The following is a 21,021-nucleotide window of genomic DNA, read 5'->3' as shown; positions in this document are numbered from 1 at the left end:
GGGCGGTGCGGTCTCGGGTGCAAATGCTTCGGCGACGAAGAATAAGGTTTTTGTCGAGGGCGGCACGGTGACACAAGGTGTCATTGGCGGTGGTGGAAGCAACACTGCGGCGGGCAACATGTCCGAGAATGAAATCACCATCACGGGCGGTACGGTCTCTGGACAGATTGTCGGCGGGTACTCGCGCAATACGAACAGTGCATCAAACAAGAATACTGTTACGCTCGGCGGCGGTACACTGACAGGCGCTGAGGTCTGGGGATCAGCTTACTATAACGCGAGCAATCAAGCACAGGTCTTTGCGAATAACGATGCAAAGATTACGGGCAACACACTGAACGTGCAGAGCAAAGGCTTGACGGTCAAGAAGGTACGCAACTTCGAGAAGTTCAACTTCAAGATCGGCGACGCCTACAGCGATACGATGCTGACGTTGTCCGAAGCAGGCGGCTTCGGTGGTATCTCTGGGACCCCCGATGACGTCAAGGTCAAGTGGTCAAATGTCACGGCGGATACGTCGGGACTCTCGGCAGCACGCGGCGACGGAGTTCAGGGCAAGAATACCCTCACACTCCTGCAGCGTGCATTGTCGCTGCCGCTCGCAGACGATCTGCTCTTTGACAACTACACGTCAACGGCTACGGCGGAACTTGACCGCGTCTATGAGAAGAAGCTGCACACCGACACCAACAGCGGTACGGCGAGCAAGGTTCAGCTCGAACTCAACCGTTTCAAGGACGGTACGGTAACGCATAACGGCACGACTACGCCCGCTGAGGTTTATGGCGGCTACACTGCATACGACCACACGGAGCGCGATGCGGACGGTCATGAAGTGACGGTTGGGACGATCGCCGAGGGCAATACGCTCGAGATCACGGATGTTGCAACCGGAACGAACAACCTCAAAGCCTACGGCGGGTACGCTGAGGGCGCGCACGGCGGCGCAGTGAACAACCATGTCCACGTGGATGTGCAGAATACGAATGCGGGCGTACTGGATTCCGTCTATGGCGGCTACGCACAAGGCGCAAGTGCCGGCGCTGTGCGCGGGAATACGGTGACGCTCGACAGCGGCATCGTTGTTGACACCTTGGCGGGCGGCTATGCAGACAGCGCAAACAGCGCAGGTACCGATCACAATACAGTACGTATTAACGGCGGCACCGTCGGCACATATACAGACCCGTCGACAAGCGCCACGGTAACACATGCTGCAAAGGTCTATGGCGGCTATGGAGCGACGGCGACGGACAACACGGTTGATTTCGCCTCCGGCAAGGTAACGGGGACGATCTACGGCGGCTACGCCAAGACGCTGCCGAGTGCGGCAGCCGCGGTGAAGAACAACGTGGTGAAGCTCGGCGACAATGCCGAGGTCGTCGGCGATGTCTACGGCGGCTATGCGGATGCTGTGCCGGGCGCGGGCATTGCTGCTGCGACGGACAATACGATTGATCTCTATAAGGCGACGATCAGCGGCGTACTGTATGGCGGTGCGGCGAAGGACAGTGCAAATAACACGATTGCCAATGGAACGGGCAATACCCTTTCTGTCCGCAGCTTTGGTGCGCAGGCGGGCGACGTTACCGGTGTGCAGAATCTTCACTTCTACATCCCGGCGGGAACGACAGGTGCATCTGCGGCAGCGTCCGGGGCGATGCTCACGCTGAACAATGTGACGCATGATCTCAATGCAAGCGGAGAGAAAGACCTGAGCAGCGTCAACATCGGGGTTGCTCTCGCGGGCAACCAGCCGACCCTCCAAGTCGGTGATGAGGTCAGCCTGGTGAAAGCATTTGCCGGGGCAACTCCGGTGGCACTCTCGCCGCGTGTTCCGACGGTCAACCATACGACGGGAATGCAGGGAGTCAGCATGCTCTATGGTTTTGACATCCTCACGCGTCCGACGTCGGGCTCGACGGTCAACAATGAGCTCTATGCAGGCGTCACCTCCGCGTCCATCAATCCGCAGACCAAATCTCTTGCCGAGACGCGCGCAGCATCACTGGCATTCATGTCCGGCGGCTCGGATCTCCTGACCGATGCCGCGCTTACAGCAGCGCTGGATGCCGCCTCGACGCCGGCCTCGGGGGCAGGACAGGTGAACGGCGCACCGAAGGAATACCATATGTGGGCAGTTCAGAGCGGTTCGTCCGTTCGTCTGAATACCGGTTCTCACGTCGATGCCAAGGGATGGAACATCGATCTCGGCTTTGCCAAGCAGCGTGCGTCGGGACGCAACATCCTCACCTATGGTCCCTTCGTTGAGTACGGCAAAGGCTCATATGACTCCTATCTGGACGATGGGGTGCATGGCGACGGCAGCATGGACTATCTCGGGGCGGGCTTCATGGCGAAGTCCACGAACGAGAAGGGCTCCTATGTCGAGGGCAGCGTGCGTGCCGGCCGCGTGAAGAGTGACTATGCGGGCACGATCTCCGGCACGCATGTGACGTATGACAGCAGCAGCACCTACTACGCAGGACATCTCGGTGTCGGACAGGAGAAGGCGCTGCATGGCGGCAATACGATTGAGACGTACGCCAAGTACTTCTTTGCCCATCAGGACGGCGATCGAACGACGCTCAGCAATGGCGATGTCTACGACTTTGATGCAGCGGATTCGCACCGCCTGCGTGTCGGTACGCGCTACACAACGAAGCATGGCAGCGGATCGTTCTACACAGGACTTGCCTATGAGTATGAGTTCAGCGGCGATGCAGGGGCCTCCTATCAGGGCTACAATACGCCAAGTCCGAGCCTCAAGGGCGGCACAGGCATCCTCGAACTCGGCTACCGCTTCGCACCGAAGGACGAGCGTGTCAGCTATGGCGTGAACCTCATGGGCATGACTGGAAAACGCAGGGGAATATCCGGCGGCATCCAGATCAACTGGGCGTTCTAATAAAACCGAATAAGACATAAGAATAGGGCGGCGGTACGAAATCTCTGTTTCGTATCGCCGCCCTTGTTGTACCCTAGAGCAGGGGCTGTCGGAGCTCTTTCCCAAGTGAGACGAGGAGCTGGACCGTCGCAATGTTCGGGCTTGTCGTGCCCTGCTCAACGCGGGAGATGACGGGCTGTGTCACGCCGCTCATATCCTCGCTTCTGCCGATGGATTATGAACGCTTTCCCTCCGCCTTTGCCATGAATTTATCCACTGCAACGGCAAAGCGTGTGTGCGTACCCGCGCCGATCTCCTCGCGTTCGTCGTATGCCGTGACCTTGAGTGTGACCGCGCGTCCGTCGACTGCCGTCACCTCGGCAATGGCTCGTACTGTCAGCCCCGTCGGCGTCGCCGCGCGGTGCGCGATGTTCAGTGACGTGCCGACTGTCGTCCAGCCCTCGGGGCACTCCTCTTGGCACAGCTCTGCCGCCGCACGCTCCATCAGCGCCGCCATCGCGGGGGTCGCATACACCGCAAGCGAGCCGCTGCCGACCGTCACCGCCGTATTCGCATCCGTTACCGTATCCACTGCCTCATGCGTCATGCCGACGGCGATCTTGCTTGTGTAGTCCATGTGAAAATCCTTTCTGTTGTTCAAAGCGTTCCCACTACCGCAAACGATCTTCCTTTTCCTCTGTGGCAAGAGAGACTTAAGGACTCATACTGCCGCTTCTTTTTGGTAGAGTTCCGTAAGTGCGTCCTGCAGCACCTTTGAGACATTCAGACGCTTCTTTTCGGCGAAGGTGTTCAGCCATGCGGGGATCGTGAGATTCTTGCGGATGGATTTACTGCCGTACTTGGCGGCATAGGCATCCATATCGAGGGAGAGGAGGCTGACGAATCCCTCACCCATCTCGGGATCGGGGTGAATGTCCTCAATGCGGCTTGCGGGCGGAGCAGTTTTCCCGTCCTCCAGTTCGTTGAGCACCCAGCCCGATGCTGCGTCCTCACCCATCGCGATTGCCTCAGAGAGGGAGTTGCCGCCGGAAACACAGCCGGGGAGATCGGGGACGACAACGGCGTAAGCAGATGATTCATCATCTGCATAGAAGATGGCAGGATAGACAAGGTTCATGGTAGTCCCTCCTTATCGATTGATGTTTGCACCTTTTAGGATATTTTTTACGATGATGTTTGCTATGTCACCGGAATGGTTCGGGACAGTCAGCGTTTTTGCAACACCCTCTTTTTGGTATTGGTTATGCGAGTCTTTCGTTCGTACAACATGCCATCCATGTTTCTTGAGGAGTCGGTCAAGTTCGATAAATCGCATCTCATCACCGCTATCTCATTATATGTATCGTGCGCATTTCTGTCCAGAATAAAATTCTGTCCCTCTGTTGCGCGTATGAGAGAATCGTTCTATAATAAGGTGCGTCCTTCACTGGGACAAAAGATTTGAATACGAGGTGATATGCGTGAGTGATACGTACAGTGTCGCCATCAGTTATGGCGATGTTCTCGGTTGGATTGACTATGACGGCAGTGCACGATGTGCAGAGGTTCATCTTGCCGATGAGAAGGGGCGTACGGCGGTGGAGGAGTTCCTCGCCAAAGACCATGAGGTCGAGGTACCGCACAAGACGCTGATGGACTTTACGAAGGAAACGATCACGCCGCTCGCGGACAAAGAGAGCCTGACGCTCGCGCTGACGCGCCTGTGGAATGATACGGGCGTGCAGGTGGACTGGTCGCGGCCAGTGGATTACGTAAAGGAACATCCGCATTACTAATCGGCTGTAGATTCTATGCCGTCGGGGGACGGCAAGGGAGGAAATATGATTCGCATTGGTATTCTTGGCTATGGCAATCTCGGACGCGGCGTGGAGTACGCCGTCGAGGCCAATCCTGATATGGAGCTGGCCGCTGTATTTACGCGGCGCGATCCCGCGTCGGTGAAGCCGCGTACGCAGGTGCCGGTGGTGGCGGCATCGCAGGCGGCAGAGTGGAAGGACAAGGTGGATGTGCTCATTCTCTGCGGCGGCTCGGCGACCGATCTTCCGAAACAGACCCCGGAGTTCGCGAAGCTTTTCAACGTGGTGGACAGCTTTGATACGCACGCCAATATCCCGACGCACTATGCGGCGGTGGATGCAGCGGCAAAGGCGGCAGGGCACGTCGGTGTGATCTCGGTCGGCTGGGATCCCGGCATGTTCTCCCTCGCACGCGTCTATGCGAATGCGGTGCTCACGAACGGTGCGGACTACACGTTCTGGGGACGCGGCGTCAGCCAGGGACACTCGGATGCGATCCGCCGTATCCCGGGGGTGAGGGATGCCAAGCAGTACACCGTGCCTGTCCCCGCGGCACTCGAGGCCGTGCGCAGCGGCTCGAATCCGACGCTCACGACGCGCGAGAAGCATACGCGTGAGTGCTATGTCGTGCTCGAGGAGGGCGCGGATGCGGCAGCGGTCGAGAAGGCGATCGTGACGATGCCGAACTACTTCTCCGACTATGATACGACGGTGCACTTCATCAGTGAGGAGGAGCTGCAGCGCAACCATGCAGGGCTTGCGCACGGCGGTTTCGTCATCCGCTCGGGCGCGACGGGGGAGAACAATGCGCATAAGCATGTGATCGAGTTCAGCCTGAAGCTCGACTCGAACCCCGAGTTCACGGCATGTGTCCTTGCTGCATACGCGCGTGCGGCATACCGACTCGCCGCTGAGGGCGCAAAGGGGTGCAAGACGGTGCTCGATATCGCGCCGTGCTATCTCACGGTGCAGACGGATGCAGAGCTGCGCAAGGCGCTGCTGTAAAATTCAATTGGTTTGTTTCGGTGTCTCGTGCAGCTTTGTACGAGGCACTTTTGCATCGGTACTGCGGTGTTCGCAGAAAGGAGGTGCAGTCATGGGACTGCTCCGTAAATTTTTCAGCAATACGGGAAAACCTCAGGGGACGATGGGAAAAATCGTCGTCGCTATGATGAATCGTGGGCATGCGGGGATTGCAGCGTGGGGATTTTCGCATCTTGATCTGCAAGGGAGCGAGCAGGTGCTTGACTGCGGCTGCGGCGGCGGTGCAAACATTGCCGTATTCCTGCGGATGGTGGACGAGGGGCATGTGACGGGGCTGGACTATTCGTCCGTCTCTGTGGAGAAGGCGCGTGAGGTCAACCATGCGGCGATTGCGGCGGGACGCTGTGAAATCGTGCAGGGAAATGTGCAGGAACTGCCGTTTGATGACAGTCAGTTCGATGTTGTGACGGCGTTCGAGACGGTGTATTTCTGGCCGGAGATTGCACGCTGCTTTGCACAGGTGCACCGCGTACTGAAGCCCGGCGGTATGTTTATGATTACAAATGAGACGAGCGGCAAGACGAAGAGTCATGAGAAGTGGCTGAAGATTGTCGACGGCATGTCCGTCTATACCGGCGAGGAACTCGAAAGCCTGCTCAGGGGCGCGGGATTTGCGCGCGTGGAGATCGACGAGGATTTGGCGCATGACCGTCTGAACGTTCGGGCGTATAAGGCGTAATAATCGTTTCGACATCATAAAAGCGTCCTGTGATCGGCGGGACGCTTTTTCTGTTTCGCCGAAGAGATTTTTCTGCTATAGTAGAGAGAGCAATTTGATGAGAAAGGAGCCCTGCTATGGCGATTACCCCACCGACGCCGCCGACGCCGCCGACGCCGCCGAAGATCACGATCGGCGATGCGGCGCGCGATGCGCAGGCGAATACGACGCATACGACAGGGGACGCGCAGGCGGAGCAGCAGGCGCGCGACTCGGTCGCACAGGGGAACGGCGCGCTCTCCAAGACGACGACGGGCGCACCGCAGGATGGTAAAGCACAGACAGGAAAGACGGGCAATGCAGCTGCGCGTTCCGATGCCGCGAAGGGCGATCATGTCAGTACCTCTGCGACGAGCGTTGACCGTGGAACAAAGATGGATGGGCAGACGGGTGCAGATGTCTCGAATGGGCTGGATATGGCCCAGGAGAATGCAGCCCTCAAGCAGCAGCTCAGTCAGACGGGGGCTGAGCCGCCGCCAAAGTCCTATACGGCGGCCAGCGGTGTCTACTGGGCGGGGATGATCGTCCTTGCGGCGGCAGTCGGGGCGTTCCTCTTTTTCCGCTTCTTTCGGAAAAAGGAGGATGCACAGGCGGCAGAGCCGTCGCTCGGCGAGCGTATTCTCGCTCATGAGAGCGAGCCGCAGGAAGCACCGCCGCCGCGCGCTCATGAGGATCTCCTCACGGCGGCAGAACAGGTACGGCGGAGACGCACGCCGCAGGGCGAACTTCTTCCCGAGTACACAGGGCTGACGGCGGGGGAGGTACTGGAGCGCTTGGCAGGAGAGGATCACGCCGTACCTGCGCCCTCCTCGCCGCCTGTACATGCGCCGAGGCCGCCGCGCCGTGCACCGGCCGCACGTCCTGCGGCGGCAAAGCCCAACGTACCTGCCGTCCCGCCAAAGGAGGTGCGCATGCCGCCGCCTCTCACACCTGCTTCAACAGCGGCACAGAAGGACGATGCGCCGCCGGAGGGGAATCAGCCGCATTTTGAGGTGCGGGTATAAAAGGACGATCTGCGTGCACGTGTATTCATGTGCGCAATGGGTTCTGCATGGAAAAATCTATTGACAAATAGAGGCGCGGAGGCGATAATAAAGAAGTTTTCCCGAGAAGAACATGCTGAGAGAGGAGGCGGAGCAACATGAAACATGTGCTGTCCGTCTTTGTCGCGAACCAGACGGGGGTTCTGGTTCGCGTCGTCAGCATGTTTTCCCGGCGCGAGTTCAACATCGACAGTTTGGCTGTCGGCGTGACGGAGTCGCCGGAGTTCTCACGCATCACGGTGGTGATGCACGGGGATGGGAATATCGTCGAGCAGATGATCAAGCAGCTGGAGAAGATGCCCGTCGTGCGGGCTGTCCGGCGTCTGGACGAAAAGAGCGCGGCATGCCGCGGCATGACGCTCATCAAGGTGCGTGCGGGCGATGAGAATCGCCTCGATGTACTGAAAATGGGCGAGCTGTTCCGCGCACACGTCGTTGATGTGGAGTCCTCCTCGATCATCTTTGAGATCACGGGCGGAGATGACAAGGTGACCGCGTTCCTAAAGGTGCTGAAGCCCTATGGTATTGTCGAGGTCATCCGCACGGGGCTTATCGCGCTCGAACGCGGAGAACACACCATATATGAACACTGTGAGGAGAGGGAGTACTATGGCAAAAACTTACTATGACCAGGACGTCAACTGGAGTGCAATCGAGGGCAAGACGATTGCGATCATCGGCTATGGCAGTCAGGGTCATGCGCATGCACTGAACCTCAAGGAGAGCGGCCTCGACGTCGTTGTTGGTCTCTATGCGGGCTCAAAGTCCAAGGCGAAGGCTGAGGCACATGGTCTGAAGGTCACGTCGGTTGCCGATGCGGTGAAGCAGGCAGATGTTACGATGGTGCTCATCCCCGATGAGAAGCAGGCGGATGTTTACAAGGAAGAGATCGGCCCGAACCTCAAGAAGGGCAGTGCGCTCGCCTTTGCTCACGGCTTCAATATCCATTTCAAGCAGATCGTTCCGCCCGAGGGCGTCGATGTGTTCATGGTCGCGCCGAAGGGCCCCGGTCACCTCGTCCGCCGCACGTTCGAGGAGGGCTCGGGCGTTCCGGCCGTATTCGCCGTCGAAAAGGACGAGACGGGCAAGTGCTTCGATCTCGCGCTCGCCTATGCACGCGGCCTTGGCGCAACGCGTTCCGGCGTGCTCCAGACGACGTTCCGCGATGAGACGGAGGAGGATCTTTTCGGTGAGCAGTGCGTTCTCATGGGCGGTGTCTGCCAGCTGATGCAGACGGGCTTTGAGGTACTCGTCGAGGCGGGCTATCCGCCCGAGATGGCATACTTCGAATGCTTCCATGAGATGAAGCTCATCGTCGATCTCTGCTATGAGGGCGGCATGACGAAGATGCGTCAGTCCTGCTCCGATACGGCAGAGTACGGCGACTACATGATTGGACCGCGCATCATCACCGAGGAGACGAAGAAGGAGATGAAGAAGGTTCTGAAGGAGATCCAGGATGGTACGTTCGCGCGCAACTGGCTTCTTGAGAACCGCGCTGCCGGCCGTGCGAACTTCCTCGCACAGCGCCGCCTCCACAAGGAGCATCAGATCGAGCAGGTCGGCGCACAGCTGCGCAATATGATGCCGTGGCTGCGTGACAAGAAAGAGCTCAATTTCTAAACGATACACGTATTTTATGAAAAAGAAGTCTTTCCGCGCGGAGAGACTTCTTTTTTCAAAGGAGAGCTTTTCCTGTCTGCTCCGTGCGAATGCCTCGTTGTGCTTCACTAGGATTCGCTTAGAGGAGCAGGGCCGGGAAAATGATTGCCATATCGTAATTTCAGGAGGGCTATATGGGCATGAACATGAGCGAGAAGATTCTCGCACGCCATGCGGGGCTTGATCATGTGGAGCCAGGGCAGCTGGTTGTCTGTCGGCTTGACATGGTGCTTGCAAACGATGTGACGGGTCCCCCGTCCATCAAGGAGTTTGAAAAGACGGGACGCCCTGTCTTTGACCGGACGAAGATCGCGCTGATTCCCGACCACTTCCAGCCGGCAAAGGACATCAAGTCCGCCGAGCTGGCGAAGATCATGCGCGACTTTGCGCACAAACATAACATCCTGCACTACTACGAGCAGGGGCGCGTGGGCATCGAGCACGTCATCCTGCCCGAGCGCGGCATTGTGGGGCCGGGGATGCTGACCATCGGCGCGGACTCGCACACCTGCACCTACGGTGCGGTGAACGGGTTCTCGACGGGCGTCGGTACGACGGATCTCGCCGTCGGCATCGCAACGGGCGAGGCATGGTTCAAGGTACCCGAGGCAATCAATGTGCACCTGACGGGGAAGAAGCCCCAGGACATCAGCGGCAAGGATGTCATCCTTACGCTCATCGGCATGATCGGCGTGGACGGTGCGCTCTACAAGAGCCTTGAGTTTACGGGCGAGGGTGTGGCGTCACTCTCCATGACCGACCGTCTGACGATTGCCAATATGGCGATTGAGGCGGGGGCGAAGAACGGCATTTTCCCGTATGATGATGTATGCAGGGCGTACGTCGAGGGACGCATGACGAAGCCGTTCGCGCCTGTGGCTGCCGACGCTGATGCGCGCTATGCGCAGACGGTGGAGATCGACCTCAGCGCACTGCGTCCCGTCGTCTCGTTCCCGCATCTGCCCGAGAATACGAAGCGTGTCATGGACATCGGGGCGCCCATCGCCATCGATCAGGTCGTGATTGGGTCGTGCACGAACGGACGTCTTGAGGATATGGAGATTGCGGCGTCGATTCTGAAGGGGCACAAGGTGCATGAGCGTGTGCGATGCATCGTGATCCCGGGCTCGCCGTACGTCTATGAGGAGTCGATGAAGCGCGGCTATCTGGCGATCTTCATGGAGGCAGGGGCGGCGATCTCGACGCCGACCTGCGGCCCGTGCCTCGGCGGCTATATGGGGATCCTCGCGGCAGGCGAGCGGTGCGTCTCGACGACGAACCGCAATTTCCGCGGGCGCATGGGTCATGTGGACAGCGAAGTCTATCTCGCGGGGCCGCATGTCGCGGCGGCGAGTGCAATACTGGGGCGGATTGCGGCCCCTGAGGAGGTGGCGTGATGTTCGAGGGAAAGGTTTGGCGCTACGGCGATAACATTGACACGGATGTCATCATCCCCGCACGCTATCTCAATACGTTCGAGCCGAAGGCACTCGCGGCGCACTGCATGGAGGACATCGACACGACGTTCGCGGGCAGTGTGCAGCAGGGCGACATCATGGTCGGCGGAAAGAATTTCGGCTGCGGCTCCTCGCGTGAGCATGCCCCGATTGCCATCGCGGCATCGGGCATTCCCGTCGTGATTGCGGCAAGCTTTGCGCGCATCTTCTACCGCAACGGCATCAATATCGGGCTGCCGCTCCTGGAGATCGGCGATGATGTGGAGAAGATCCGCGCGGGTGACCGTCTGCGTGTCGATACGGAGACGGGAACAATTGAAAATCTGACGACGGGCGATACATTCCATGCGCATCCTCTGCCGGGCTTTGTGCAGGATATTGCGCGTACGGGCGGACTGCTGAACTATATCAGGGAGAACGGGGGATTTCGTCATGGGGTATAAGATTGCGGTCGTCCCGGGCGACGGCATCGGGCAGGAGATCACGAGTGAAGCGGTACGCGTCCTGAAGGCTGTCGATGCGAAGTTCTCACTCGGACTTTCCTATGAAACGCGCGATGCGGGCGGCACGGCGTACGATGCATACGGTACGCCGCTGCCCGAGGATACGCTCGCCGTCTGCAAGGCATCGGACGGCGTGCTCTTCGGCGCGGTCGGCGGGACGAAGTGGGATGCGGTGGAGCCTGCACTGCGTCCTGAACGCGCCATCCTCGGCCTGCGCAAGGGCCTCGGACTCTATGCGAATCTGCGTCCGGTCAAGGTGGCGGATGCGCTCATCGAGCACTCGCCGCTGAAGCCCGATCTCGTGCATGGTGTCGATCTCGTCATTGTGCGCGAGCTGATCGGCGGCATTTATTTCGGTGAGAAGTGTGAGTCGGAGCATGTGGACGGCGTGGAGCGTGCGTGGGATATGGAGAACTACTCTGTGCCCGAGGTGGAGCGCATCGCACGCCTTGCGTTCGAGACAGCGCGTCTCAGACGCTCCAAGGTCACGTCCGTGGACAAGGCGAACGTACTGGCAACGTCGCGGCTCTGGCGGCGTACGGTGGCGGCACTGGCAAAGGAGTACGCAGATGTGGAGCTCGATCATCTCTACGTCGATAACTGCGCCATGCAGCTTGCCGTACGCCCGACACAGTTCGATGTCGTCGTGACGGGCAATCTCTTCGGTGATATTCTCTCCGATGAGGCGGCGGTGGTCGGCGGCTCGATCGGTCTCATGCCGTCGGCGTCGATCGGGACGGGCACGAGTCTCTTTGAGCCGATTCACGGCAGTGCGCCCGACATCGCAGGGAAGGGAATCGCAAACCCGCTCGGGACGATCCTCTCGGCGGCGATGCTGCTGCGCTATGCGCTCCATGAGGAGGAAGCGGCCGCCGCCATCGAGGCGGCGGTGGATGCGGCACTCGCCGAGGGGATGCGGACGGCGGATATCTACCTCGCGGATACGGGCTGCACGAAGGTCGGTACGCAGGAAATGACGGATGCGGTGCTCAGACACCTGTAAGGTGCTTCCCTATCGGCACGGTGCGCTGCTTCTCTGATATGCTGTAAACGGTTCCCCTGCCGCGGGTGCGTTGTCAATGCCAACAAAAATGCTGTACGAAGTGTTTTGATTTCGTACAGCATTTTTTATTTTATTCCACCGCAGGATGCCCCTTCCTCACATACCGCCAGCGCACGAAGGCGGCGAGGATGAGGAGAATCGTGCCCGAGGTCGGGAAGAGGTAGTGCATTCCAAGGTACGTCGCGACGGCGCCGCCGAGCAGCGGCCCAGCGGCAGAGCCAATCTGCTGGGCGGAGAAGAGCAGCCCGAAGACGCTTCCCTTGAGCTGCGCGGGCGTATGCTGAGCGATGACGGCGTTCAGCGAGGGCTGAATCCCGGCGAGGAAGAGCCCCACGCCGAACTGCATGACGGCAAAGGGAACGAGGGTGTCGGGGATGCCCTGCAGGATGAACATGCCTCCCGCGCACAGCATGGCGAGGAACATCGCGCTGAAATAGCCGCGCCGTGTGCCGTAGATCCCCCAGAGCGGCGCGGAGATCGCTCCTGCAATGCCGCCGAGAGAGAATACTGCGCCCGCGACAAAGACGATGTTGTCCATCGCGCCCGCGAGCACCTTGATGTAGGTTGTCAGGACGGGCATGAGAATGTAGAGCACCACCTGCGCGAGCGTACTCACGATCATCATCGTACGCAGGATGGGGATGTGCCAGAGGTGCATCGGATTCTTTTCCTCTGCTGTAAGCGGTGCGGTCTCTTTCGGCATCGGCGGTTCTTTGATGATAAACGTAAAGGCAAGAAAGTTGATGAAGAGTGCCAGACCGCCGATATAGAAGCTCGTGCGCATCCCGAACAGCTCCGCGAGGACACCGCCGAGCAGAGGCCCGACGACGCCGCCCGCCGTGAGCGTGCCCTGCATGATGCCGAGAGAGAAACCGAGCCGCTCCTGCGGCGCGTAGAGCGTCATGATCGCAAGATCCATCGGCCAGAGTCCTGAGGCAAATCCCTGAAAAAGGCGCACGATGATGAGCTGCTCGGGGGACGTGACGAGTCCGCCGAGCAGATAGCTGATCGCGATGAGAAGGCTCGCGCGCATGGCCATGAGACGCTTTCCCTTGCGGTCGGCGATACGACCCCAGATTGGAGCCATGACCGCGGAGACGAAAAAAGTCACCGAGAACGCAAGTCCTGACCAGAGATTCACGGAGGCATCGTCCACACCAAGTTCGTTCGTCAGATACATCGGCAGGAACGGAATGATCATCGTATAGCTTGCGGACATGAAGAGCACGTTGCATGTGAGCAGCGCGAGTACCACTTTCCAGTTCATGACAGACCCTTTCTCTTTATCGTGTTTCTCTTATCATTCTACCATGTTTCATTGAAAAAGTAAGCGATGAATATAGGACTAAATACCCTTAAACATTGATTTCCACGCGCCATTGTGCTATGATTGAACAACGACGTGACGATATCAAAAAATCTAAACTACTGCAACACCATCTGCCGCGCGTCACTTACGGCAGATAATTTTCGAAAGTAAGGGCTGTCATGAAACACATCGTCGTAGATTTGGAAATGAATCCCGTGGGGAAGGAATACCGGGATGTCCGCAGGAAATTGAACGGAGAAATCATCGAGATCGGCGCGGTGCGCCTGAATGAGGATTTTGTGCAGGAGGACGAATTTCAGTGCTATGTCTGTCCTGAGTATGGGATGGTAAAGAAGCACATCACCGAGCTGACGGGCATCACCCAGGAGAAGGTCGCAGGGCATCCCGCGTTCGCCGACAGCTTTCACGCATTCGTTGCGTGGATCGGCGAGGCAGAGACGAAGATCTACTCGTGGAGCATGTCCGATATTAAACAGCTGCGCAAGGAGTGCCGTCTGAAGCTGCCGGACTTTGACGTCACGTGGCTCGATACACGCTGGGTTGACCTCCAGCAGGAGTTCGACGACCGCCTCGGGCTCCATAACAGCCTTGCCCTGAAGCATGCACTCGGCGCGATGGGGCGTCGATTCGAGGGAAGTCAGCACTCGGCACTTGCCGATGCCGTCAATACGAGTGCGGTTCTCGCACTCATGCAGGATGACGCAAAGTTTCGTGAGACCATGCGCCCCGTCCTCGAGATCCTAGAGCCGAGCGACGGCCTTTCAAACTCGATCGGCGAGCTGTTCCCCGATCTGGAAAAATTGAAACGAAATCTATGATGGATGTATTGAACCGCTGCACGGAGGGCCGTGCGGCGGTCTTTTTATACAAAAAAAGCCGCCCGATTGGGCGGCTTTTGTCGTGTCGTTTGGTGGAGATGAGGAGAATCGAACTCCTGTCCGAAGATAACGTCACATGGATTTCTCCGAGCGCAGTCTGTGCTTTGCTTTAGGTTCGGCGGCCCCCGCAGACAGGGTGCGCTGTTCCGATCACGATGAGGTTCCCGTGAGAGTTATCGTGCGGTGGCTCTCAGGTATCCCGCGTTTGACCCCTGTCTCCATCCGTGCGGGAGGCAGACGGAAAGGGGCTGGCTTAAGCCGCCAGAGCGTAGTCTTCGTTTGCTTTTATGTTTAAATAAAAGTTTCACCTTACTGACGGGATGATGACCCCCCGGCTCGCTGTCCACATACCATCCATCCCCGTCGAGACCATTACATCCCCGATAATGGAAGCTGTGCGCTTATCCATACTATAACAAAAGGCGGATATGTTGTCAAATCCTGTTTTTTCTTGCATGTTCGCAAAATTTTTAGTATCATGTACGGGAAGAAGCAATCGGAATTGTTGGACGGTACGATATTTTGCTCGTCCGTTCATGGAGGTTTACGCTTGCAAAAACAGAAAACACTGGCGTCGCGGGTGTCCTACGATGGGATTGGACTGCATTCGGGACGGCCGGTACATATGGAACTCGCACCGGCACCGCCGGGGTCGGGGATCCTGTTTGCGCGCGCCGATTTGCCGGATGTGCCGCCTGTGGCGGCGACGGCAGCACATGTGACGGCGACGGTGCGCGCAACGACAATTGGTGCGGGGGCACTGAAGTTCTTTACGATTGAGCATCTGATGAGTGCACTGCATGTGCACGGGATTGACAACTGCCGCGTGATGCTCGATGCAGAGGAGCCGCCCGTCGCTGACGGCAGTGCACGGGCGTTCTTTGAACTGATTACACGCGCCGGGAGCATCGAACAGGATGCCGTGCGGCAGGAGACGGTCATTGACCGCATCTACCGTGTAGACAATGGCGGACACTTCATCATGGCACTGCCGTACGATGGGCTGCGCGTTTCGTTTACCTCGCTGAATGAGCATCCGCTCATCGGGGTACAGTACTACGACATCAAGGTTTCGCCCTCCGCGTACGAGCGCGAGATTGCGCCGGCACGGACGATTGCCTATGAAAAGGAGATTGCGGCGCTGCGTGCGCATGGGCTGGGACTGGGCGGCTCGCTGGAGACGGTGATCGTCTACAACGACGAGGGATGGATGAACCCGCTGAACTTTCCCAACGAGCTGGTGCGCCATAAGATTCTCGATGTAATCGGGGATATTCGTCTGGCAGGTATGGTTCGCGGGCATATCATCGCTGTTGCCTCGGGACACGCACTCAATACCGCGCTGGCAAAAGAGATTGCAGGGGAGAGGGATCAAGCATGACGTTGGATATCAATGAGATTCAAAAAATTTTGCCGCATCGTCCGCCGATGCTCCTTGTAGATCGTATCATCGAGCTGGAGCCGTTCAAGTCGGCAACGGGCATCAAGTGTGTAACGATGAACGAGCCGTTTTTCCTCGGACATTTCCCGGGGCATCCGATCATGCCGGGGGTACTCCTGCTCGAAGGAATGGCACAGGTCGGCGGGGTGACGATGCTCTATCCTGAGGAACATCGCGGCAAGATTGCGCTCTTCGGCGGGATGGAGAATGTGAAGTTTAAGCGCCCTGTCGTTCCGGGCGATGTGGTCGTGACAAAGGCGGAGCTGGTGCGCGTGCGCGGTGTGTTCGGCGTGCTTCACGCAGATGCGTATGTCGGGGAGGATCTTGTCGCATCGGCAGACTTCAAGTTTGCCTTGAAAAACGGCGAAGATATTTGACCGAACGTCATAATAACAGGATAAACGGACATAATTCACGATAAAACGCGAAATCCGGCGATAGTGGCTGATTTTGCCATGTGAAAGTCTTGCCCTTTTGTCGGATTGTAATGGATAGTGGAATATGTCTGCCCCGATTCCTGCGGGGCTGAAGGAGTTGAAACAGATGACAGGCACGAGCAAGGTCCTTGCCTATATCCACGAGACTGCTGTGGTCGCGCCGACGGCGCGCATTGCACGGAATGTGGAGATCGGCCCTTACGCGGTCATCTCGGATCATGTCCAGATCGGCGAGGGGACGAAGATCGCCCCGCACGTCGTCATTAGGGAATGGACGCAGATCGGGCGCGACTGCCAGATTTTTCAAGGCGCATCCATCGGAGAGGTGCCGCAGGATCTGAAGTTCAAAGGGGAAAAGAGCTATACGTTCATCGGCGACCGCACGACGATCCGCGAGTGTGCGACGGTGCACCGCGCGACGGGTGAGGGCGAGGAGACACGCATCGGTGATGACTGCCTGCTGATGGCGTATACTCATGTGGCTCATAACTGTGTGCTCGGCAACCGCATCATCATGAGCAATGCCGCGATGCTGGCGGGGCATGCAATCGTTGAGGACGGCGTTGTGATCGGCGGCATGGCGGGCGTGCATCAGTTTGTCAAGATCGGGCGCAACGCGATGATCGGCGGCACGTCGAAGCTCGTGCAGGATGTCGTGCCGTTTACGATGGTGGACGGACACCCCGCGCGCGCCGTGGGACTGAACAGCGTCGGCATCTCACGTGCAGGCATTCCGATTGAGGTGCGCCGCCGCATCAAGCAGGCATATAAGATCCTCTATCGTTCGGGACTGAATCTCACGCAGGCAATTGCCGTGATCGAGCAGGAAGTGGACTCCTGCGAGGAAATCGATCACCTGCTGCGCTTCCTGCGCAATGCGGAGCGCGGGATCTGTCGGGAACGCCACGAGGACTAGTGAGGGAGAACGCCATGGAAAAACTGGGGCTGCTCGCGGGTGTCGGACATCTGCCTGCCGCGTGTGCACGCGCGGCACGTGCGCAGGGCTTTGAGGTACATGCGATTGCGCTCTTGCCGGACTGCGATCCTGAGCTGAAGGATGCGGCGAGTGCCTACCGTGAGATCAGCATCGGCTCGATTGCGTCGATTTTGGCGTATCTGCAGCAGGAAAAGATCCAAAAGGTCACCATGATCGGCAAGGTGACAAAGGAATTGCTCTTTACGGGCGCGGTTCAGCCGGATGAGATGCTGCGCGCGATGCTGATGCAGCTGCCGAATCAGAATGACGATACAATTATGATGATGTTCATCGGGGCATTGATGAAGATCGGTGTGACGCCGCTTGACCAGACGGCACTCATCCGTCCCCTGATGCCGTCCGCGGGAGTTCTGACGAGCCGTCAGCCTTCGGCGGCAGAGCGCGCTGATATGGAGTATGGGCTTCAGATGGCACGTGAGATCGGACGCCTTGATGTCGGACAGACGGTGGTCGTGAAGGATCGTGCTGTCATGGCACTCGAGGCGATTGAGGGGACGGATGCCTGCATCCGCCGCGGCGGTCAGCTTGCCGGGGGCGGCGCGGTCGTCGCAAAGGCGGCAAAGCCGCAGCAGGACAGTCGTTTTGATGTACCTGCCGTCGGGCTCGATACGATCGAGTCACTGGTGGCGGCAAAGGCATCTGCGCTCGCCATAGAGGCGGATAAGACGCTTTTCATTGACAAGGAGCGTGCCATTGCGCTCGCTGAGGCGAACGGCATAACGATTGCGGCGATGTAATGACGGCAGGGAGGTCTTGCCCTTTTGAAAATCATGCTCTCGGCGGGGGAGACCTCGGGTGATCTCCACGGGGCGGCGCTCGCGCGCGAACTGCGTGCGCTTGATCCGACGGTGGAACTTATCGGTTTCGGTGGAGTGGAGATGGCGGCGGCGGGGGTAAGGCTCTGCCAGAACTATGCGGACTACAATGTGATGGGGATTTCGGCGGTGATTTTGAATCTCCGCCGAATTTTCGCTCTCCTTGATGAATTGACACAGCTGATGGACGAGGAGCGTCCGGATGTGCTCGTCATCATCGACTATCCAGATTTTAACTGGAGGCTCGCAGCACGGGCGAAAAAGCGGGAGATTCCCGTCTTTTCTTATATTCCGCCGTCTGCGTGGGCCTGGCGCAAGGGACGTGCGAAGTCCTGCGCGGCACTCGCCGATGAGATCGTTGCGATCTTTCCGCATGAGCTGCCCCCCTATGAAGCGGCAGGGGCGAACATCTCCTTCGTCGGCAACCCGCTTGTCGATACGGTGCATGCAGAGATGCCGCCCGAGGAGGCGCGCCGGCACTTCGGCATCGGTGCAGGCGATGTGCCGATCCTCCTTCTGCCAGGCAGCCGCCGCGAGGAGATCGAGCGGCTGCTCCCGCCCATGCTGGGCGCGGCAGAGCGGCTCGGCGTAGCAGACCCTGCACGCCGCTTCTTTTTGCCTGTGGCGGGCGGGGTGGATGAGGAGAGCATCAGAGCGCATCTCGCGGCATCCCCCGCAGAGGTGACGCTGACGCATGACGCACGCTATGCCCTCATGGGACTCTCCCGTGCCGCGATGGCAACCTCGGGGACGGTGGTGATGGAGGCGGCACTCATGGGACTGCCTGCCGTCGTTCTCTATCGGCTGTCGGCCCTCTCCTATCTTATCGGGCGCCTGCTCGTCGATGTGCCGCGCTTCTCCCTGCCGAATATCCTGCTCGGGGAGACGTTTGAGACGGAGCTGCTGCAGGGGGCTGTGCAGCCCGTGCGCATCGCGGAGGAGATGGAGAAGATCATTGCGGACGGCGCGGACCGTCTCTATGTGACGGAGCGTCTCTCGCGTGCAGCAGCGATGCTCGGTGCACCCCATGCAGCACGCCGCGCGGCGGAGAAGATTCTCGCTCTCGGACGGAGCGCGTGAAACGCCTGTGAACGCCTCGCTGGGCAAGTGATCATGTGCTTATTTGCCGAATATCGGCGGATTCCTCAACGCGCCTCCTCAATGTCAAGAATAGAGTATCCGTATACAGTCTGGGAGACTTATGAAGAACTATAAGAGACTGCTGACCTACATGCGGCCGTACATAAAGAAATTCGTGCTGGCGGTCGTGTGCATCATCTTCGCTGCGGCGGCGAATCTTTATGTCCCGTGGATCATCAAGGACATGATCGACGACGTTCTCGCCGACAAGAACATGGCACTGCTGAACGCCATCTGCATCGGCATTGTCGTCATTTTTTTCCTGCGCGGGATATTTTACTTTGGGCAGTCCTACCTCGTCTCCTACATCGGGCAGAAGGTCATCATCGACGTGCGTGAGGTGATGTTCCGCAAGTTCCAGCGGATGCCGCTCGCGTACTATGACCAACACCAGACGGGCGAAATTATGAGCTTTGTGACGAACGATGTCGCAGCAATCCAGTCGGCACTCGTTGATAACCTCATCGAACTCGTGACGGAGGGATGCATTCTTATCGGCTCACTTGCCCTTATGTTTTATCTGGACTGGAAGCTCTCCCTGCTGACGCTCGTCGTCATTCCGATGGTCGGGCAGGCGATGAAGATCTTTGGGCGCAAAATCAAGAAATCGAGCACCGTGATTCAGGAGCGGCTTGCCGAGATCACAGCACTCCTGCAGGAAAGCTTTTCCGCCACGCGCGTCGTGAAGTCGTTCGTCCGTGAGGACTACGAGATCGCTCGCTTTGTCGCGAGCAATCAGCGCAATTTCGAGGCGGTGATGAAGAACGTCCAGCAGACGAGCATGCTCACCCCGACGGTGGAGTTTCTCGCCGCACTCGCCGTCACATTCATTGTCTGGTTCGGCGGCTACGAGGTCGTCAACGGTGACATTACGGCGGGCGCGTTCGTCGCGTTCCTCACCTATGCCGTGAACCTTGCAAACCCCGTCAAGCGGCTCTCACGCATCTATGGGAATCTGCAGAAGGCAATGGCGGCGGTGGATCGTGTGTTCTCTGTTGTCGATCTCACGGAGAGCATCACAGATCGCCCCGACGCCAAGCCGCTTCCCCCTGTGACGGGGCGCGTGTGCTTTGAGGATGTTACGTTCTCCTACAAGGAGGACCGCAAGGCACTTGACGGCGTGACGCTTGAGGCAGCGCCGGGGGAGATGATTGCGTTCGTCGGACCATCGGGTGCGGGCAAGTCGACCATTGCAAACCTCATCCCGCGCTTTTATGAGGTAGACAGCGGAGCGATCACGGTGGACGGACATGACGTCCGCGACGTAACGCTTGCGTCCCTGCGCGGGCAGATCGGGCTGGTACCGCAGGAGACGATGCTCTTCTCCACGACGATCCGCGAGAACATCCGCTATGGACGTCTCGATGCATCGGATGCAGAGATCGAGGAGGCGGCACGTGCGGCAAACGCGCATGATTTCATCATGCAGCTGGAACACGGCTACGATACGCAGATTGGGGAGCGCGGCGTCAGCATCTCGGGCGGACAGCGCCAGCGCATTGCCATCGCGCGCGCGATTCTGAAGGATCCGCGCATCCTCATCCTCGACGAGGCAACCTCTGCACTCGATACGGAGAGCGAAAAGATCGTGCAGGCGGCGCTTGACAACCTGATGGTCGGACGCACGAGCTTCGTCATCGCCCATCGCCTCTCCACAATATTCCATGCCGACCGCATCTATGTGATCGATGCCGGCCGCATCGTGGAGCAGGGAACCCATGAGGAGCTGCTGGCAAAGGGCGGACTCTATCAGCATCTCTATGACATTCAGTTTCGGGGAGAGTGACGC

General features: G+C 58.6%; 21 protein-coding genes, 1 other RNA gene and 1 pseudogene. 17 read left to right on the top strand and 6 right to left on the bottom strand.

The window, feature by feature from the left end:
• Window positions 1-2,908 (top strand): annotated as a pseudogene (locus tag HMPREF0908_RS04170) (autotransporter domain-containing protein); the annotation flags it as partial.
• Between the two features lie 73 nt (window positions 2,909-2,981).
• Here HMPREF0908_RS04170 and HMPREF0908_RS10820 read toward each other — a convergent pair.
• From HMPREF0908_RS10820 to HMPREF0908_RS10585, 4 genes are all read right to left on the bottom strand, one after another.
• A complete protein-coding gene (locus HMPREF0908_RS10820; protein ID WP_006690191.1) occupies window positions 2,982-3,101 on the bottom strand; it encodes a helix-turn-helix domain-containing protein in 120 nt (39 codons plus the stop codon).
• Between the two features lie 21 nt (window positions 3,102-3,122).
• A complete protein-coding gene (locus HMPREF0908_RS04165; RefSeq protein ID WP_006690190.1) occupies window positions 3,123-3,524 on the bottom strand; it encodes a thioesterase family protein in 402 nt (133 codons plus the stop codon).
• 84 nt (window positions 3,525-3,608) lie between these two features.
• Window positions 3,609-4,025, bottom strand: coding sequence for a type II toxin-antitoxin system HicB family antitoxin (locus HMPREF0908_RS04160; protein ID WP_006690189.1), 417 nt, complete (start codon window positions 4,023-4,025; stop codon window positions 3,609-3,611).
• 12 nt (window positions 4,026-4,037) lie between these two features.
• Window positions 4,038-4,223 carry a type II toxin-antitoxin system HicA family toxin gene (locus HMPREF0908_RS10585; protein WP_006690188.1) on the bottom strand — a complete coding sequence of 62 codons (186 nt, stop codon included), beginning with the start codon at window positions 4,221-4,223 and terminating at the stop codon, window positions 4,038-4,040.
• A 145-nt stretch (window positions 4,224-4,368) separates the two neighbouring features.
• Between HMPREF0908_RS10585 and HMPREF0908_RS04155 the strand changes: the two genes are divergently transcribed.
• The 9 genes from HMPREF0908_RS04155 to leuB all read left to right on the top strand — a co-directional run bounded on the left by HMPREF0908_RS04155 (window position 4,369) and on the right by leuB (window position 12,134).
• Window positions 4,369-4,683, top strand: a complete 315-nt coding sequence (locus HMPREF0908_RS04155) for a hypothetical protein (protein ID WP_006690187.1) — start codon at window positions 4,369-4,371, stop codon at window positions 4,681-4,683.
• Between the two features lie 45 nt (window positions 4,684-4,728).
• Window positions 4,729-5,709 carry a diaminopimelate dehydrogenase gene (locus HMPREF0908_RS04150; protein WP_040572402.1) on the top strand — a complete coding sequence of 327 codons (981 nt, stop codon included), beginning with the start codon at window positions 4,729-4,731 and terminating at the stop codon, window positions 5,707-5,709.
• Between the two features lie 91 nt (window positions 5,710-5,800).
• Entirely contained in the window at window positions 5,801-6,427 is a 627-nt protein-coding gene (locus HMPREF0908_RS04145) for a class I SAM-dependent methyltransferase (protein WP_006690185.1), read from the top strand.
• A 116-nt stretch (window positions 6,428-6,543) separates the two neighbouring features.
• Complete coding sequence (locus tag HMPREF0908_RS04140; protein ID WP_006690184.1) at window positions 6,544-7,470, top strand: hypothetical protein; 927 nt, start codon at window positions 6,544-6,546, stop codon at window positions 7,468-7,470.
• A gap of 137 nt (window positions 7,471-7,607) precedes the next feature.
• A complete protein-coding gene (gene ilvN / locus HMPREF0908_RS04135) occupies window positions 7,608-8,138 on the top strand; it encodes an acetolactate synthase small subunit (RefSeq protein ID WP_006690183.1) in 531 nt (176 codons plus the stop codon).
• On the top strand, window positions 8,119-9,132 hold the full coding sequence (gene ilvC, locus HMPREF0908_RS04130) for a ketol-acid reductoisomerase (protein WP_006690182.1): 1,014 nt from the start codon (window positions 8,119-8,121) through the stop codon (window positions 9,130-9,132). The genes ilvN and ilvC overlap by 20 nt, the downstream gene beginning before the upstream one ends.
• A 173-nt stretch (window positions 9,133-9,305) precedes the next feature.
• Window positions 9,306-10,568: a 3-isopropylmalate dehydratase large subunit gene (gene leuC / locus HMPREF0908_RS04125; RefSeq protein ID WP_006690181.1), complete on the top strand. Its 1,263-nt coding sequence runs from the start codon at window positions 9,306-9,308 to the stop codon at window positions 10,566-10,568.
• On the top strand, window positions 10,568-11,071 hold the full coding sequence (locus HMPREF0908_RS04120) for a 3-isopropylmalate dehydratase small subunit (protein WP_006690180.1): 504 nt from the start codon (window positions 10,568-10,570) through the stop codon (window positions 11,069-11,071). The genes leuC and HMPREF0908_RS04120 overlap by 1 nt, the downstream gene beginning before the upstream one ends.
• Window positions 11,061-12,134, top strand: coding sequence for a 3-isopropylmalate dehydrogenase (leuB, locus tag HMPREF0908_RS04115; protein WP_006690179.1), 1,074 nt, complete (start codon window positions 11,061-11,063; stop codon window positions 12,132-12,134). The genes HMPREF0908_RS04120 and leuB overlap by 11 nt, the downstream gene beginning before the upstream one ends.
• Window positions 12,135-12,264: 130 nt before the next feature.
• On the opposite strand, the gene HMPREF0908_RS04110 is transcribed toward leuB, so the two are convergent.
• A complete protein-coding gene (locus HMPREF0908_RS04110) occupies window positions 12,265-13,461 on the bottom strand; it encodes an MFS transporter (protein WP_006690178.1) in 1,197 nt (398 codons plus the stop codon).
• A gap of 221 nt (window positions 13,462-13,682) precedes the next feature.
• On the opposite strand from HMPREF0908_RS04110, the gene HMPREF0908_RS04105 reads away from it, so the two are divergent.
• On the top strand, window positions 13,683-14,342 hold the full coding sequence (locus HMPREF0908_RS04105) for a 3'-5' exonuclease (RefSeq protein WP_006690177.1): 660 nt from the start codon (window positions 13,683-13,685) through the stop codon (window positions 14,340-14,342).
• Between the two features lie 90 nt (window positions 14,343-14,432).
• On the opposite strand, the gene ssrA is transcribed toward HMPREF0908_RS04105, so the two are convergent.
• Window positions 14,433-14,784, bottom strand: a transfer-messenger RNA (tmRNA) gene (gene ssrA / locus HMPREF0908_RS10580).
• 168 nt (window positions 14,785-14,952) lie between these two features.
• Between ssrA and lpxC the strand changes: the two genes are divergently transcribed.
• The 6 genes from lpxC to msbA all read left to right on the top strand — a co-directional run bounded on the left by lpxC (window position 14,953) and on the right by msbA (window position 21,018).
• Window positions 14,953-15,783, top strand: a complete 831-nt coding sequence (gene lpxC, locus HMPREF0908_RS04100; protein ID WP_211204781.1) for a UDP-3-O-acyl-N-acetylglucosamine deacetylase — start codon at window positions 14,953-14,955, stop codon at window positions 15,781-15,783.
• Window positions 15,780-16,220 carry a 3-hydroxyacyl-ACP dehydratase FabZ gene (gene fabZ / locus HMPREF0908_RS04095; RefSeq protein ID WP_006690175.1) on the top strand — a complete coding sequence of 147 codons (441 nt, stop codon included), beginning with the start codon at window positions 15,780-15,782 and terminating at the stop codon, window positions 16,218-16,220. Before lpxC ends, fabZ begins: the two co-directional genes overlap by 4 nt.
• A gap of 166 nt (window positions 16,221-16,386) precedes the next feature.
• Window positions 16,387-17,196, top strand: a complete 810-nt coding sequence (gene lpxA / locus HMPREF0908_RS04090; RefSeq protein ID WP_040572518.1) for an acyl-ACP--UDP-N-acetylglucosamine O-acyltransferase — start codon at window positions 16,387-16,389, stop codon at window positions 17,194-17,196.
• Between the two features lie 14 nt (window positions 17,197-17,210).
• Complete coding sequence (locus HMPREF0908_RS04085; protein WP_040572401.1) at window positions 17,211-18,014, top strand: LpxI family protein; 804 nt, start codon at window positions 17,211-17,213, stop codon at window positions 18,012-18,014.
• A gap of 24 nt (window positions 18,015-18,038) precedes the next feature.
• Window positions 18,039-19,172, top strand: coding sequence for a lipid-A-disaccharide synthase (lpxB, locus tag HMPREF0908_RS04080; protein ID WP_040572400.1), 1,134 nt, complete (start codon window positions 18,039-18,041; stop codon window positions 19,170-19,172).
• A gap of 121 nt (window positions 19,173-19,293) precedes the next feature.
• A complete protein-coding gene (msbA, locus tag HMPREF0908_RS04075) occupies window positions 19,294-21,018 on the top strand; it encodes a lipid A export permease/ATP-binding protein MsbA (RefSeq protein ID WP_006690171.1) in 1,725 nt (574 codons plus the stop codon).
• Window positions 21,019-21,021: the final 3 nt, after the last annotated feature.

The sequence above is a fragment of the Centipeda flueggei ATCC 43531 genome (assembly GCF_000160695.1).
Lineage (GTDB): Bacteria > Bacillota > Negativicutes > Selenomonadales > Selenomonadaceae > Centipeda > Centipeda flueggei.
This window is presented reverse-complemented; position numbering and strand designations above follow the sequence as displayed.